This window comes from Nocardia sp. alder85J (assembly GCF_020176955.2).
Lineage (GTDB): Bacteria > Actinomycetota > Actinomycetes > Mycobacteriales > Mycobacteriaceae > Nocardia.
On the sequence record NZ_JAIUCZ020000002.1, the window covers coordinates 867,537 to 882,769 of the forward strand.

Annotated in this window: 10 protein-coding genes and 1 pseudogene; 1 reads left to right on the plus strand and 10 read right to left on the minus strand. The window is 68.1% G+C overall.

The features are described from left to right. Positions 1-39: 39 nt before the first annotated feature. Positions 40-1,077, plus strand: a complete 1,038-nt coding sequence (locus LBW94_RS10110; RefSeq protein ID WP_225053395.1) for an LLM class F420-dependent oxidoreductase — start codon at positions 40-42, stop codon at positions 1,075-1,077. 2,783 nt (positions 1,078-3,860) lie between these two features. On the opposite strand, the pseudogene LBW94_RS44385 reads toward LBW94_RS10110, so the two are convergent. From LBW94_RS44385 to LBW94_RS10160, 10 genes and pseudogenes are all read right to left on the minus strand, one after another. After that, positions 3,861-4,205 (minus strand): annotated as a pseudogene (locus LBW94_RS44385) (DUF6531 domain-containing protein); the annotation flags it as partial. Between the two features lie 5 nt (positions 4,206-4,210). Then, on the minus strand, positions 4,211-5,611 hold the full coding sequence (locus tag LBW94_RS10120) for an ADP-ribosylglycohydrolase family protein (protein WP_225053397.1): 1,401 nt from the start codon (positions 5,609-5,611) through the stop codon (positions 4,211-4,213). Positions 5,612-5,623: 12 nt separating this feature from the next. Next, positions 5,624-9,187 (minus strand): putative T7SS-secreted protein, encoded by a 3,564-nt coding sequence (locus tag LBW94_RS10125; protein WP_225053398.1) that lies wholly within the window; start codon positions 9,185-9,187, stop codon positions 5,624-5,626. Continuing rightward, on the minus strand, positions 9,187-9,783 hold the full coding sequence (locus LBW94_RS10130; protein WP_225053400.1) for a type VII secretion target: 597 nt from the start codon (positions 9,781-9,783) through the stop codon (positions 9,187-9,189). The genes LBW94_RS10125 and LBW94_RS10130 overlap by 1 nt, the downstream gene beginning before the upstream one ends. A 291-nt stretch (positions 9,784-10,074) precedes the next feature. After that, positions 10,075-10,413, minus strand: coding sequence for an STAS domain-containing protein (locus tag LBW94_RS10135; protein ID WP_225053839.1), 339 nt, complete (start codon positions 10,411-10,413; stop codon positions 10,075-10,077). Positions 10,414-10,645: 232 nt separating this feature from the next. After that, the gene (locus LBW94_RS10140; protein WP_225053402.1) at positions 10,646-12,862 is read right to left on the minus strand and encodes a SpoIIE family protein phosphatase; all 2,217 of its coding nucleotides are present in this window, start codon (positions 12,860-12,862) and stop codon (positions 10,646-10,648) included. Beyond that, a complete protein-coding gene (locus tag LBW94_RS10145; RefSeq protein ID WP_225053404.1) occupies positions 12,859-13,491 on the minus strand; it encodes a SpoIIE family protein phosphatase in 633 nt (210 codons plus the stop codon). The genes LBW94_RS10140 and LBW94_RS10145 overlap by 4 nt, the downstream gene beginning before the upstream one ends. Further along, positions 13,484-13,882, minus strand: a complete 399-nt coding sequence (locus LBW94_RS10150) for an anti-sigma regulatory factor (protein ID WP_225053840.1) — start codon at positions 13,880-13,882, stop codon at positions 13,484-13,486. Before LBW94_RS10150 ends, LBW94_RS10145 begins: the two co-directional genes overlap by 8 nt. A gap of 4 nt (positions 13,883-13,886) precedes the next feature. Continuing rightward, the gene (locus LBW94_RS10155) at positions 13,887-14,273 is read right to left on the minus strand and encodes an STAS domain-containing protein (RefSeq protein WP_019925798.1); all 387 of its coding nucleotides are present in this window, start codon (positions 14,271-14,273) and stop codon (positions 13,887-13,889) included. A gap of 14 nt (positions 14,274-14,287) precedes the next feature. Continuing rightward, on the minus strand, positions 14,288-15,181 hold the full coding sequence (locus tag LBW94_RS10160) for an STAS domain-containing protein (protein WP_225053406.1): 894 nt from the start codon (positions 15,179-15,181) through the stop codon (positions 14,288-14,290). Between the last annotated feature and the right edge of the window lie 52 nt (positions 15,182-15,233).

Consider the following 15,233-nt stretch of genomic DNA (forward strand, 5'->3'; position numbering starts at 1 on the left):
TGCCCGGGGGCTGCGCCGCCGCGTGGGTATGGTCGGTCCATGCGTATCGGACTGGGCATCAACTATGCGGGTGGTTTCAAGGAAGTCGCCGCCGAGGTCGCCGACCTGGAGCGAGCCGGCCTGGACATCGCCTTCGTGCCCGAGGCGTACTCGTTCGATGCGGTGAGTGCGCTCGGCTACCTGGCCGCCCGGACCGAGCGCGTCCAGCTCGCCTCCGGCATCCTCCAGCTGTACACCCGCACCCCCACGCTGACGGCCATGACCGCCGCCGGCCTGGACTACGTCTCCGACGGCCGGTTCATCCTCGGCCTGGGCGCCTCCGGTCCGCAGGTGATCGAGGGGTTCCACGGTGTGCCCTACGACGCGCCGATCGGCCGCACCCGTGAGGTCGTCGAGATCTGCCGCCGGGTGTGGCGGCGCGAGCGGCTCGAGTTCGAGGGCAAGTACTACCGGGTGCCGTTGCCCGCGGAGCGGGGCACCGGCCTCGGCAAACCGCTCAAGTTGATCAATCATCCCGTGCGCGAACGCATTCCGGTGCTGCTGGCCGCGCTCGGCCCGAAGAACGTGGAGCTGGCCGCGGAGATCGCCGAGGGCTGGCAGCCGATCTTCTTCCTGCCGGAGCGGGCCCAGGACGTCTGGGGCGACGCGCTGGCGGCGGGCCGGGCCCGGCGCGATCCGGCGCTCGGCGACCTCGAGGTGTTCGCCGGTCCGGCCCTGGCCATCGGCGAGGACGTGGAACCGCTGCTCGAATTCGTCAAACCCCATCTGGCGCTGTACATCGGCGGTATGGGTGCCAAGGGCAAGAACTTCTACCACGCCCTGGCCACCAAGTACGGCTACGGCGCCGCCGCCGACCGGATCCAGGAGCTGTACCTGGCCGGGAAGAAGGAGGAGGCCACCCGGGCGGTGCCCGACGAACTGGTCCGCGCCGTCTCGCTGATCGGCCCGGCCGGATTCGTGAAGGAACGGGTGGCGGCGTTCGCGGCGGCCGGTGTCACGGTGCTGAACGTGGTGCCGATGGCGGCGACCTCGGCGGACCGGGTGAAGCTGATCGAGCAGTTGCGCGACCTGGTCTGAGCGTCCGGGTCCGCTGCGCGACTCGCCGGTTCCGGGCCGTCGTCCCGGCCCGGGTCTGTGCCGGCGAGGGCCGTGACCTGCCCGGATTCGGGGTCCAGCAATGCCGTCGGGGTGCCGTCCGGGCCGGTGACAACCGCTGTGAGCCGCCGGTCGACGGTCCGGGTGATGGCGGTCGCGGTGCCGGGCTCGTGGTTCCAGCAGGTGTTCGACGATCCGGTCGATTCCTCGATGAGATATGAAGCGTCCCAGGTGAAGTCGGTGCGTTCGAGGACCTCGCCGCTGGGATCCAGGCGCTGCGCGGTGACGCGACGTCCGTAGCCGTCGTAGGTGTGGCGCCATCGGTGCCGGTCCGGCGTCCGCACCTCGATCAGCTGGTCGAAGGCGTCGAAACGGTAGTGCCAGATGTCGGGCTCGCCGTGCTCGTGGGTGACGGTCTTCTCGGCCGGTCGTCCGGCCGGGTCGTAGCGGTGGTGCGTGTGGGCGGCGTGGGGGAGTGGATCGCCGTGATGCTCGGGACGCCCGGTCTCGGGTTCGCCAGGTGTGGAATTCGCCTGTGTCGTTTCGGGATTCGACGGCTCGGCTTCGGAATCGGTGATGTGACGGTAGATATCGGTGAGGTTGCCGAGCGGATCGTATCGATAGCTCTCGGCGAGGGCGTCGTTGCGGTACATCTCGGTGATCCGGCCGATCGGGTCCAGCCGACGGTGCTCGCGGACGGGGTCGGGGTTCGCGCGGTGCACCGTGTGACCGGTGAGGTGACCGTCGGCGCGATAGGTGTACTCGTCGTGGAACAGGCGTTGCGGTGCGGGGCGGCCGGTGGAGCCCAGGTTCAGCGTGGTGGCGGGGAAAGCGGTCACGGTTCGCGCGGTGACCTGCCCGCTGTTGTCCGTTGTCCGGATGAGTTCGATCTCGCCGACCCACCATCCGGTTGGTTGCCCGAGCGCATCGCAGGTGAAACCGACGGGGTGGCCGTCGGTTTCGAGGCCGGTGATGCGGCTGTTGTGGTCGAATTGCCAGGTGGTGGTCGAACCACCGGGCGTGGTGCGGCGGACAAGACGCCGGTGCGCGTCGTACTCGTATCGAGTGGGCGGGCGATCGTCGACCTGTTCCGAGATCGGTTGCCCGGTCGGTGTGTACGTGACGGTGACGGTGTGGGTGGTCCCCTCGCCGCCGGCGACCGCGGTGACGATCCGGCCGGACCGGTCGCGGGTGTAGCGCCGGAATTCGCCGGTGTCGGCGGCGATCTCGATGATCCGGCCGAGTACGTCGTAGGTACAGCGGCGGGTGACACCCGTGGCGGCGGTGACGGTGGCGATGCGGCCCGCGTGGTCGTGGGTGTAATGGGTTGTGGCACCGGTGAAGTCGGTTTCGGAAACTGTGCGGCCGAGGGCGTCGTATACGTAACTCCAGCGGCGGCCTTCGGGATCCACGACGGCGACCGGACGGCCCTGCCGGTCCCACAGGTAGCCGGTGGTGTCGCCACCGGGGTCGGTACGGGTGGCCGGGAGGCCGGACACGCCGTAGGTGTAGTGGGTGACGCCGCCCGCACGATCGGTGTGGGCCACCAGGTTTCCCGTGTCGTCGTAGGACCGGGACTCGCTGTTGCCGTCGGGGTCTCGTCGGCTTCTCGGTTTCCCGGCAGATGTCCATTCGTAGAGTGTGTGCCCGCCACGAGGATCGATCAGCTCGATCGGCCGGCCGAATCCGTCACGATGGACGACGGTGATCGCGCCCGACGACTCCGTCAGGGTGACCGGTAGCCCGGCCGGATCGACCTCGACGGTGGTGCGGATACCGGACGGGTCGGTGACGGTCGCGAGGGCGCCACCTCGGTGCCAGGTGTAGCGGGTGCGGGCTCCGCTCGCGTCGACGGTGGCCGCGAGATCGCCCTCTTCGGTCCATTCCTGGTGGTACACAGTGCCGTCGGCGTCGGTCATCCGCGTGGCTCGGTGCCGGAACGGGTAGTCGGCGGTCAGCGTCGCGCCGTCGGGGCGGGTGTGCTCGAGGATGTCGCCGTCGCCGGTGTACCGGTATCGGGTGGTCACGCCACCGGGCGTGGTCACGGTCACCGGCCGCCGATCGACGTTGTATTCGATATGGGTGCGACCGCCCACCGCGTCGATCCGGTCACGCAGCCGGTAGTCGCGGTCGAAGCCGTACTTGGTGACCGCGCCGCAGGCGTCGGTGACGGCCGTGAGACTGCCTGTGCCGTCCGGGAATTCGACGTACTCGAAATCGGTGTCGAGAATTCCGCTGTCACTGCGCCGGGACACCACCCTTCCGGACTCGTCGTAGGTGTTCACCAGCCGATTCCCGCGCGAATCCGTCCGGGAGACCATGCGCCGCAACTCGTCGTAGGTGAGCTTCACAGCTGCACCGGCGGCATCCACGATCGTGGTCAATATGCCTGCGGTGTAAGCGAATCCGCGGACGGGTACGGCAACGCCACGATCGCGGACCGACAGGCCGGTGACGCGGCCGTCGGCGCTGTCGACGATCACGTGGTAGCCGCCGGAATGAACGACCGCCACGGGAGTGCCGGTGGTGTCGTAGCGGAACCGGATCCGGTTGCGATGCCGGTCGGTGATCGCGGAGATCGCGTAGTTGCCGAGCCGCGCTTCGATGCCGTCCGATTCGGGTTCCGCCGTGAAATGCCAGATCCTTTCGCGGTACGGGTCCCAGACGCGGTAACCGGAGCCGACGCGGGTCAGCGTCCAGCGCTGGCGCCCACGGGTCGGCTCGACCGGCACGTCGGCCCGGGCGTGGGGATAGGCGAGCATGACCCCGTCCTCGCCGAGAAAGGTCACTCCGGCGTCCTCGACCACCAGCCGGACATCCAGCGTCGAGGACCACGACGGGCCGAACCAGCGGCCGAAGCAATAGCCCGACAGGTGGGTGCGACGCAGCACCAGCGGGAGGATGCCCGGCAGGTCGACATCGGTCCCCGGGCAGAGGAATTCGCCGGTCGCGATGTCGATCTGCCCGTCGGCCAGGGTCTTCTGATCCTCGAAACGGTCGTGGACCGAACCGGACCCACTGGCCTGCTCGTGCGCGCCGTGGTCGCGGGCGGCGCGCTCCTCCGGCGTGTGCTCACCGTGCTCCGGCACCGGTCCTCGTTCCTGTCGCATGGTCGTCAGTTCGGGGGATAGCGGCGTTGCCACTCGCTCTGATCGAGGACGTCGCGGAGTTCGGTGGCGAGATCCTGGCCGAGGCGGTCCAGGGTGTGCACGGTTTGCACCGGGTCGCGGAAGACTGCTGGTATGGCCTGGATTCCGTATTCGGCGCCGATGAGCATTCCGGTCGTGGCGGCGACCTGGCAGCGATGCTCCTCGGGTGCGTAATTCAAGGCCAACACCAGTGCCTCGCGGAGATAGTCGCTGACCATGGCGCAGTACAGGGCGATGCCGAGCCCCTCGGCTCCGTCGATGCCGCCGTGCGGGAAGTGTTTTCGGAGATTGTCGGCCTGTGTCGGTGTCCATTCGTTGCGGACCAGGGCGACCGTGGTGTCGATCATCGAGCGGGTGCGTTGGTGACCGGGGCGGGCCGTGAGCTGGAGGTAGCCGGCGGTCAGGCAGTCCATGAACGGGTGGCCACGGATCTGCTGGTGCAGGATGACGGCGAGTACGCCTGCGGGCAGGAAGTCGTCGGGGTGGGGATGGGTCAGTGCGGCGATGGAGACCGCGAGGTCGAAAGTCTGTGACAGATCCTCCGACCAGACGGCCGCGAGGGCGCCGCGGATCAGGACGTCGGGGCCTCGGGCCGCGCTGCGTGGGGCGGTGGGGGTGGACATGATTCCGGAAGTTGCGAATCCGGTCAGGGCGTCGATGATTGCGTCCGGCAGGTTGACAAAGATACGGAACTGGGCTTCCTCCGACAATGTGCCGCCGGGTTCGTCTCTGTCACCGGCGTTGCGCGCATAGGGGCCGCCGTACTTCCGCCACTCACCCGATTTATCGGGGTCCCAGTCTTTCTGCATGTGGTACAGCCAGCGCTGATAGGCGTGTTGAACCGTCGACACGGGATCGGCATGGTTGGCGAACCGTCGAACCCCCAGGGCTCGAATCAGTCCTTCGGCGCTGTATGCCATCAATTTACCGACCCAAGATGAAAGCATTCGATCGTTCGGTAGATAGTCGATCAGCTTCTCCTCGACGTCGACTGCGCCGCCGGAATACCAGGGATATGTGGTCAAGCCGCCGAAATCATCCGCAAATGCATCGCCTACGCCGGCGCCCACTATCGCTCCGCGTAATTTTTCCGACCCTGTCGGAATTATCAGATGTTCGAAGTCGCTGTTGTATCCCGCGATCTCGTCCGAGCGGGCGCTGTATTCCAGTTCAGCCCGGATCGGCGCCTCTATGTCGACGTAATGCTGGTTGTAGTCACTGTCCTCGACTGTGCGGCTGTCGGGCCGGAAATCAACTTGATTCCGCCATCGATCCGACCAGTCGCTGTGCCAATTTCCATGTTTCAGGCCCCGCCGGGCTCTCTCATTGGACGGCCAGCCCTTGGGCTTGATCCGCGGATCCCGCACTGTGCCTGCTCCTTACTCGACATCGAACTTCTTGACCCCATGCCAATGGACCTCTCCGCCGGGTCGCATCAGTACGCGTTTACCCAGCCAGGTCAATTCGCGCAACTGTTCGGAGGAAAACCCGTTCGGTCGGCCTAGTTCGCTGATCTCCTTGGCTGTCGGGAAGCGGGGGGAGCCGACCTGGAAATTCTTCAGCAATGCCTCCGATTTCGTGATAACCTTCGTGAGATCTTCGATCCCCTTGTTGAGTGCCGATTTCTCGGGTCCGGCCGGGAGGGACTTGGACTCCCGCATCAACTGGCTGAGATTGCCTCGCTCGGTAGTAATTTCCTCGCGCAGGCGCGGGCGAATGTATTGAACGGCCTGATCTTCATACAAGAATTCGAATCCTTGTCGTGCCCAAGCGTAGCTGCCCACATCGATATTGGCCTTGAGAGTGACCGTGTCGACTCCCGAATCTTTGTACCATTGGAACATCGCCTTGTTCCAGGCAGTTGCGCAGCCCTGACCTTGCATGTGCTTTGCCAGCGAAAACGATGTGTGTTCAACGGTCAGTCGACCTTCCATATAGCTGAAAGACCGGCTGGCTTTTCCGACCTGCACACCGTCAGTGTCGTACATTTTCAGTCTGATATGCAGGGCTTGGGAGTGGCCGTTGACTTCGTATACATGGACGCGCACTCCGGCGTACTCGCCATCGATGGCCCGCTGTAATTGCGGGAGCAGCCTGGCCTCGTCGACCCGTACATTATCCGGTGGGAACAAATCACCGAGACTCGGTTTGGGCTCGGTGGGCCGATTCGGTGGCTCGCCGCCTGGTTCCGGATGTTCGCCACCGGGGTGCTCGATGGCGGGGTGATCGGGGCGAGCGTCGACCAGGTCGCGGGGATCCGGCGCACGGTCCCACTCGGCACGGCGCATGGGAGGCTCCGGCTTGGCCCCGGTCCCGGGTGTGTCGAGCGGAGCGTGTTCGGCCCCCGGCCGGGTCGCGGGATGGTCGGACGGCCTGTCCCAGGCAGGGGCATGTGCGCTCGAAGTGGCGGGCGAACCATCAACTCGACGGTGTGGTTCCTCCGGGCGTCCTGCGTGGTCCTGCGGGGGAGCGTCCGTCCGATCGGCCGGTGGCCGGTACTCGGCCCGCGGATCGGGAGCACGATCCGGCCGGTATGGCTCGGCCGGACGTGTGTTGTGATCTGGACTCTGCGTCGCGGACCGATCGGATACCCGATGCGTCGTGGATTCGCTTGGCCGCGCGATGGATTCGGCCGGAGGTGGGGGGTGTTCACCCGGACGCGGGGTGGATTCGACCGGCCGGTATGGATCGGCAGGCTCCACACGATGGGGCGATCCCTGGCGATTCCACCAGCCCGGATTGCGGCCGGTCGGTGAAACCTGTTCGGGACGAATCCTCTCCGACCGACCGGCTTCCGGCACGGTCGAATCCGGGTGCGGACTCCGGCTCGCCCCCGAGGACGAATTGCGACGCCACGGATCGTCGGTGCGTGGCGTCACCTCGCGTGCCTGCCGCACCGGCGCCGGTTGCGCGGACGCAGTGGGTCTGCCGGATCCGTGACCGGGCGTACCGGTATCGGGATTCGGCACCACGGGATCCGCTGGGCGCGGTACCGCGGGGTCGGGCGTAGGACCATGTGCGGCAACCGGATTCGGCCCGGCCGCATAGGGCTGCGTTCCGCCGGTACCGACAGTTGCCGGCGATCCGTCGTAAGGGCTCGCCGTACGTGGCTGCACTGTTTCGATGCCGGATGGTTGCCCGCCAGGCTGGGCTGGTGTCGTAGGCGCCTCGTAGGCGCGGGCGGCCGGCTGGGCTGGCGTGGTCGGCGCATCGGAGACGTGCCCGGCGGGTTGAGGTGATGTCGTCGGCGCGTCGTACACGCGGGCGGCAGGGGCCGGCGTGGTGGACGCATCGGAGATGTGCGCGGTCGGCGGGGCGGATGCAGTGGGCGCGTCGGAAATACGGGTGGCGGGTTGGGCCGGCGCGCTGGGTGAGTCGGAGATGTGCGCGGCGGGTTGGGCTGGTGAGGTGGGCACATCGGAGATGTGCGTGGTCGATTGGGCCGTTGCCGTGGGCGCGTCGGATATACCGGCTGCGGGTTGGGCTGGCGCGCTGGGTGGTTCGGTGATGTGGGTGGCGGGTTGGGCCGGCGTCGTCGGCGCGTCGGCAACGTGCGCAGTGGGTTGGTCCGATGCCGGAGGCGGGTCGGGAACGTGGGCAGTGGGTTGGGCCGGTGCCAGTGCGTCGGTGACCTGGGCTGCGGGTTGCGATGGTGCCGGGCGTGTGTCGGGTGTGGCGGATTGGGGTGGTACTGCGGGCACGTCGGGGGTGTGGGGTCCGAGCGGCTCGGGTTTCGGGGCTGGGGCGTGGTCCCCTGGCAACCCAGGTTTCGGCGGTTCGGGGGCGGCAGGTGGGAGTGGGTGGTCGGCGGCATCCTCCGCTGCCCGGGCGGCTCGCGTGGCGTCGGAGGCTTCGGTGGCGTCCTTCATCGCTGTCAGAGCCGGTTTCGCCGCGCCGGCTCCACCGGTGCCGATGGTCATGAGGGTGTTGCCGGTCAGGGAGCCGAGGAACTCGGAGGGGTTCTTCCTGGTGTCCTTCAGGAACGCGTCCACGGTGGCACCGGGGTCGGCGGCCGCGGTGACCAGGCCGGTGGCCAGGTCGGCTGTGTTCTGGAGGTATTGCGCGGGGTGGGTCAGGTTGTAGGTGTCGTACGGGTCGAGTTGGCGGGTGAACTGGGCGATCTCGGCGAAACTGGTGGTCAGGCCCTTGGTGAAATGGGCGGCGGCGTCGTTGACCGCTGTGTTCGCGTCGTTGAAGTCGTCCAGCAGGCGCTGTGACAGTGGGGGAGTGTCGGGCGCGGTGGCGGTGGCGGCGCGTAGTCCGGCCGCGGCGGTGGCGGCGGCGCTGTCGCGGTCGGCGCGGGCGCCCCGGAGGATTTCGCGGGCGTCGTTGCGCATCGCGGTCCAGGTGTCCGCGAGCGGGGTGGACTTCCGCTGTTCGGCGGACAGGGCGTTCCAGGCCGTTTTCTTCGAAAGCTCTTCGGCCGCTGCTTGTTTCCACTTCGTGATCGCGTCGGCGGCCCGGCCTTGGGCGGCGGTGATCCCGTGGTACCAGGTATCGAGGATGCCGGCGGCCTTGTGCAGGGCGTCCGCACCGGTCCACCACAGCTTCGGCTGCTTCTCGAACTCGGTGTGGAACGATTGTGCCGCTGCGCCGATCCAGTCGGAGACGTCGATCTTGCGCAGGGCGTCGCCGGTCTTCTCCAGCGAGTCACCCAGCTGCTGCAACAGATCGTGGACGTGGGCGATGGCGGCGGGATCGCCGTGGATCAGCTCGGTGGGATCGTCGGTTTCGCCCAGTTCCCGTTCGGTGACCGTGCCCCCGGACGCGTCCACCACCTGTTCCGCGGCGTGCTGGAGTTGGGCGGCAACACCGTTCGCGCCGAAGGCCCGTGCCGCCGAGGCGGCTGCGTCGTAGGTCGCGCCTTCGGCCTTTCCCTCGACGCGGGTGATCGTGTCGTTCGCTTTGTCGATCGCCGCGCCGATGCTGTCGAACAGGCCCACTACTGGTGTCCTCCCGGACCGGCGACGATCTGGGCTGCTCGGGCCGCGTCGCCGGAGTGCCAGTGCGACGGGAGGCCGACGTTCTCCGCGGCGTCCGGGGCGACCGCGGCGATCGCCTGCCCGTCGCGGCCGATGCGCGCGGCCGCGTTGTCGAACGATTGTGCGCGGTAGTCGGGGTGCAGGATGTCGTCCACACCGTTGTCGGCGACGGTGCCCGACCAGGTGCGGGCGTCGATCTGGTCCTTGGACAGGTACGGGTTGCCCATCAGATCGGTGACGGATTCCTTCAACGCCGTCGAATTGGCCTGTTCGGTGTCGTGGAATCGGCCCGCCGCCAGACCCAGGATCTCCGCGATCGTGTTCCCGGCCTGCACCAGCGTCCGGATACCCCACGACCAGCGGCTGGTGAATGTCGAAAACTCTTGGTGTACAGACTGTTCACCGGCCTGCATGCCGGACAACCGGAGCAGGGCGAAACCACGGCCGGTGGTCGCGGCCTCTGTCGTCCCGATATCCGCCAGCTCGCCGATGATCGCGTTGATCCCGTCCGCGGCCTGCTGTAGCACCGCCGGATCGACGTTCACCCGATCCGCCACGACCGATCACGCTCCCCTCGGCGACATCGTTCACCGCACCCGAAGTCACGGCGAACCCCCTGTACGGCCGGGAAATCCGCGGCCTGCCCGGACATCTACTTCAGCGCAGCAGCGCGACGAGGTCAACTCGCCGATCCGCGCATCGCTGCGCGAGCGGTCCCGGAAACTGTGCGAGAGGTGGCGAATCTGCTTGTGCTGCCGCGGAATTCGCGAATTCGGAACGGAAACGGTTCGGCTGCGAACCTGCCGGTGCCGGGTGACGGGTTCCGAGGTACCGGACCGAGACCCCGGTCAGTGCGCGCGCAACGCCGCGACGGCCTCGGCCAGGGTGCTGTGCACGGCGAAGACCTGATCCAGATTGGTCATGCGGAGCTGGCGGCTGGTGGCCGGTCCGTCGGCGACCACCGCGATGCGGGTCGATCCGCCGGCGCGCTGATGCGCGGCGACGAGGGCGGCCATTCCGGCCGAGGCCAGGAAGCTCACCTGTGACAGGTCGATGATCAGCGCCGTGGGGGCGGCGGCGAGGGTGGTCTCGATCGCGGTCTCCAGGGCGGGGGCAGTTGCCAGGTCGACCTCGCCGGCCACCGTCAATACGGTCGCCTCGTCCTGCACGGAGACCGAGGTGGTCATCGCATCGGCGAGGGGATACGCGTCTCCGGAAGTGTTGGTCACAACAGAACAATCTGCCATGAACCCGGGCTTCCCGCTGCATCGTCGGGCACTTTGGTCGGCGATTTTCCGCCGTCGGAAATGTGAAAAGCCCTGGTACGGCGTTTTTTCCGATTATTACTGCCAAGTAGCTGGCAAATGGGTGTCGGCTGTCACAACTGCGTCAGAGCCGTGGTTACCCAGTTTGCCGGAGCTATACTCGCCCGGCGGCGGTCACCGCGACGGCGGGTAGTTTCGCTATCAGCCGAACGCGCGTGCCGACCCCGCCGTTGTCGATGATCAGCTGGTCGGTCAGTGCCCGCATCATCGCGATGCCGCGGCCCCGATGGCCCGGATCCTCCGGCAGCGGCCGCCAGACCCCGGTGTCGGTGACCTCGATGGTCACCTGTTCCATGGTGCAGTCGGCGTCGATGGTCATCCGGCCCAGTGCGCCGTCGAGATAGGCGTGCTCGATGCTGTTGCTGCACGCCTCGTTGGCCGCCGCGACCAGGTCCAGGGCCAGTTCGTGCGGCACCGCGGCGCCGGTCAGCCAGGTCGCCAGCGCGCGGCGGATCGCCGACAGCCGGTTCGCCTCGGCGGGCAGGTCCAGATGCAGCGCGCGCGGCGGCTGCCGGTACACCACCATCGCCACGTCGTCGTCGTAGCCGATGGCCGGGCGCAGCCGGGACAGTACCGCGTCGGCCACCTCGCGCGGCAACAACGTTGCCGCGCCGGACAATTCGTCGGCCAGCTGATCGAATCGGTCGTCGATGTCGATACCGCGCTGCTCCACCAGGCCGTCGGTGAACAACACCAGCGTCGACCCCGGCCCGAGCGCGGTGGTGGTCTCCGGACGTTGCGGCGGATCGAAGGTGGCCAGCGGCACCGAGCGGCCGCCCTCCAGCAGCCGGCCCTTGTCGCCCGGCTCGGCCAGCACCAGCGGCATGTGCCCGGCGCTGGAGTACCGGACCACGCCGCGCGCCGGATCCAGGATGGCCGCGCACGCCGTGGTGCACATCGCGCCCGGGATCCGGGCGGCCACCGTGTCCAGTTCCGCCAGCAGCTGCGCGGGGCCCGCCCCACGCAGCAGCAGAGCCCTTGCGGCGGTGCGCAATTGGCCCATCACCACGGCGGCCGACAGTCCTCGGCCGACGCAGTCGCCGACCACGATGCCGATGGTGCCGTCGCGCAACGGCACCAGGTCGTACCAGTCGCCGCCGATCTCCAGCGGCGGCAGCGCGGGTTCGTAGTGCACCGAGAACCGCGGCGGCAGCTCGATCGGGCCCAGCATCGCCCGTTGCAGGGTCAGCGAGGTGGAGCGGGCCTGATCGAAGTTGCGGGCCCGCTGCACCGCCAGGCCGGCCTGACCGACGAGCAGCGAGTACAGCACCCAGTCGCCGGGGGTGATCACCCGCGGCGCGGCGAAGCGCAGCCACAATGCGGCGTCGGCGGTCTCGCCGAGCGGCGCGACGATACCCTCCGAGCTGGCCGCGCCCTCCGGGATCGCGAACATGGTACGGCCGGGCCGCAGCCGGGCCCGGTCCAGCAGCACCCGGGCCTGGGCGTCGAGCACCTGACGGGCCGGCGCGCCCTCGCCGCCGGACACGTACAGCTCCGGTCCGGTGTGCCGGTTCGGCCACACCGACACCACCGCCGCCTCCGCGCCGGTGATGCGGCGCAGCTCCTCCAGCCCCACCGTGAGCACCTCGACCACGCTGGTGGCCGCGCCCACGGCGGTGGCCAGCTGCGAGACCGCCTGGTCACGGGCCTGGGCGTCCTGTTCGGCGGTGACGTCGCGGATGGTCCCGACGTAGATCTGCGCGTCGTGCTCCGGCCGCACCAGCGAGGAGGTGCTGACCGCGAGCCACAACCGCCGCCCGTCGCGATGCCGCACCGGCAGCACAAACCGGGCGGTATCACTGGTGGTCAGCGTCGCACCCAGATCCGGATAGCGCGGATCCTCGTCCGACCAGGGGTGCGGCCGCGGATACGGCACCCCGTCCGGGCCATACCCGGTCAGCGCGCCGAACGCCCTGTTCACCTCGGTGATCGCGCCCTGCGCGTCGGCGACGAAGAAACCGTCCTGCAACGACTCCACCAGCGCGGTGCGGAAGGCGTCGCGGCCCTCCAGATCCTCCACCCGCAGCCGCTGCTGTTCGTAGCTGCGGGTGCTGTCCAGGAATCCGCGGGTGGCCACGTCCAGCGCGGCGAGGGTCTGCAACAGGAATTCCAGTGCCGCTTCGGATTTCAGGCCCTCGCGGTCGAGCAACCGGAAGTGGTGCTCGGTCAGGTCGAGGATGCTGACCCCCTCCACCAGCGCCCGTCGCCCCAGCTCGTAGCCCTCGGCGAGGGTGTTCTGGCTCGGCGCGTCCAGGTGCAGCCGCAGCGCGCTCGCGTAGTCGGTGCGGAAGGCCGCCAGGACGGAGCTCACGAGATCGCCACCGTGTGCCCGCGGTGCCGCGCGGCCAGGGCCAGCGCGTCGTCCGTGTCCTTGGCGTGCACGGACACGATGGCATCGGTGATGTCGGCCGTCGAGGCGGCCATATCGATCTGTTCGACGTAGTCGTCGACGATGCCGTCGGTGCACATCAGCAGCAGGTCGCCGGGCCGGACCGCGACCGTCTGGGTCTGGAGGTTCGGCGGCAGCAGATAGCCGACGATGCCGCGGGTCAACAGGGCGGTCGCCCGGACCACCGGTTTACCCGGCCCCGCGGCCACCACCCGGGACTCCACATTGCCCACGCCCAGCCATTGCAGCCGGTCGCCGGCGGTGAACATCGCCAGCGAGACCGCGGCCCCGCGGGTATCGGACATCGCACGGTGGCACAGCAGCATCAGCACATCCAGTGGTTCGCCGCGATTTTCCGCGAGCACCTGCACCGCCCGCGCGGCCGCGTCGGCGGCGGCATTGCCGTGGCCGAGTCCGTCCAGCACCGCGAACAGCACCGAGCCGCCGCCGGCGTCGAGCACCGCGGCACGGTCACCGGAGTCGCGCTGGCCCGGCAGTGCCCGGCCGGTCACGGCCCATTCCACGGTGCCGATGAATCCGTCCTCATGCACCGGAGGGCACCCACTTCCACATCTCCACCAGCGTCCCCTGGCCCGGGGCCGAGTCGATGTCGAGCCGATCCATCAGGCGCTTGGCTCCGGGCAATCCGAGGCCCAGCCCGCGGCCGGTGGAGTAGCCGTCCTCCAGGGCGCGGGTGATGTCGGGGATGCCGGGCCCGCTGTCCTGGGCCTGGATGACCAGTGCACGTCTGCCGTCCCGATCCGCCACGACGATCCTGATCTCGCCGGTGCCCGCATAACTGGTGATGTTGCGGGCCACCTCCGAGATCGCCGTCGAGATCATGGTGATGTCGGTGAGCGAGAAACCGAGCTTGGCTGCCAGTTCTCGCCCGGCCTGACGTGCGGTCACGATGTCGTTGGACACCTTCACCGCGATCACCATGTTGTCAGCGGCCACGGTCACGACCGTCTCGATCGCGGCGGCGCAGCTGTCTGTTCAGCCAGGCCAGGCCTTCCTCCAGATCCAGTGCGGTGTGCATGTCCTCGAAGGTGAGGCCGAGCTGGACCATGGCGAAGGCCACCTCGGGTTGCAGCCCGACGATGACCGTCTCGGCGCCGCGCAGCTTGGTCATGTGCGCGATGGTGCGGATGGAGCGGGCCGCGAAGGAGTCCATCACGTCGATCGCCGTGACATCGACGATGATCCCCTGTGCACGGTACTTGCTGACGTACTTCATCAGGTCGTCCTGCAACCGCTCGGTGTCCGCATCCGTCAGCGCCGACTGGACGGATGCGATGAGGAATGTGCCCTGCTTCAGAATGGGTACCGGCATAGGCTCGACTCGCGTTACCGTCCGTCGCGCTCGGTGACGCGGGTGACGTCGTATCCGAGCAGCCGCTCCGCTTCCTCGATGCCTCCCTGCAGGTCGCCGACCGCGTTCATCTTGGACAGGTCGAGTCCGATCGTCACCAGGGTCAGCGCGATCTCCGAGGACAGCCCGGTGATGATGACGCTGGCGCCCATCAGCCCCGACGCGTCCACGGTCTGCACCAGGTGGTTGGCGACGGTGGAGTCGATCGCCGGGACACCGGTGATGTCGATGACGACCACCTTGGCGCGATTGGCCCGGATCGCGCGCAGCAGCTGTTCGGTGAGCTGGCGGGCCCGCTGGCTGTCCAGCACGCCGATGATCGGGAGGATCAGCAGCTGCTCGCGCACCTGGAGTACCGGGGTGGACAGCTCGCGGATGGCTTCCTGCTGTTGCCGGATGACGCGCTCGCGCTCCTGCACGAAGGACACGGCCACGGTGTTGGCGATGCGGTTGGCGGCCGGTTCGTAGGCGTCGAGGACTCGCTTCAGCAGATCGAAGCTGGACTGGTATTTCTCGAACAGGCTGCGGGCCAGCACATCTCGCAGCAACAGCACGATGCCGATGACCTCTTCGGTCTCGACGCCGCGGGGGATGATGCGTTCGGACAGGTCGCGGGCGTAGGCCTGGAGGGCCTCGACGCTACCGGTTTCCAGCACCTCGACGTAGTTGTCGTAGATCGAGGTGGCCTCGGAGAAGATCTCCTCCGGCGTCATGGCGGTCAGCAGCTGGACGTCGGTGATGCGGCGGGCCCATTCCTCGCGCAGCTCGGTACGATTCTGACGCAGGTGCTCGACCAGCTGCGGAAGCAGGTTCTCGACCGGAACGGTCGACAACGAATCCGCCGAGAGGCCGATGGACACGTCGGACATGGAAACTCCTGCCCCTTTCGTAAGGGTAGGTCTGGTGGTACTCGTCAAGTTT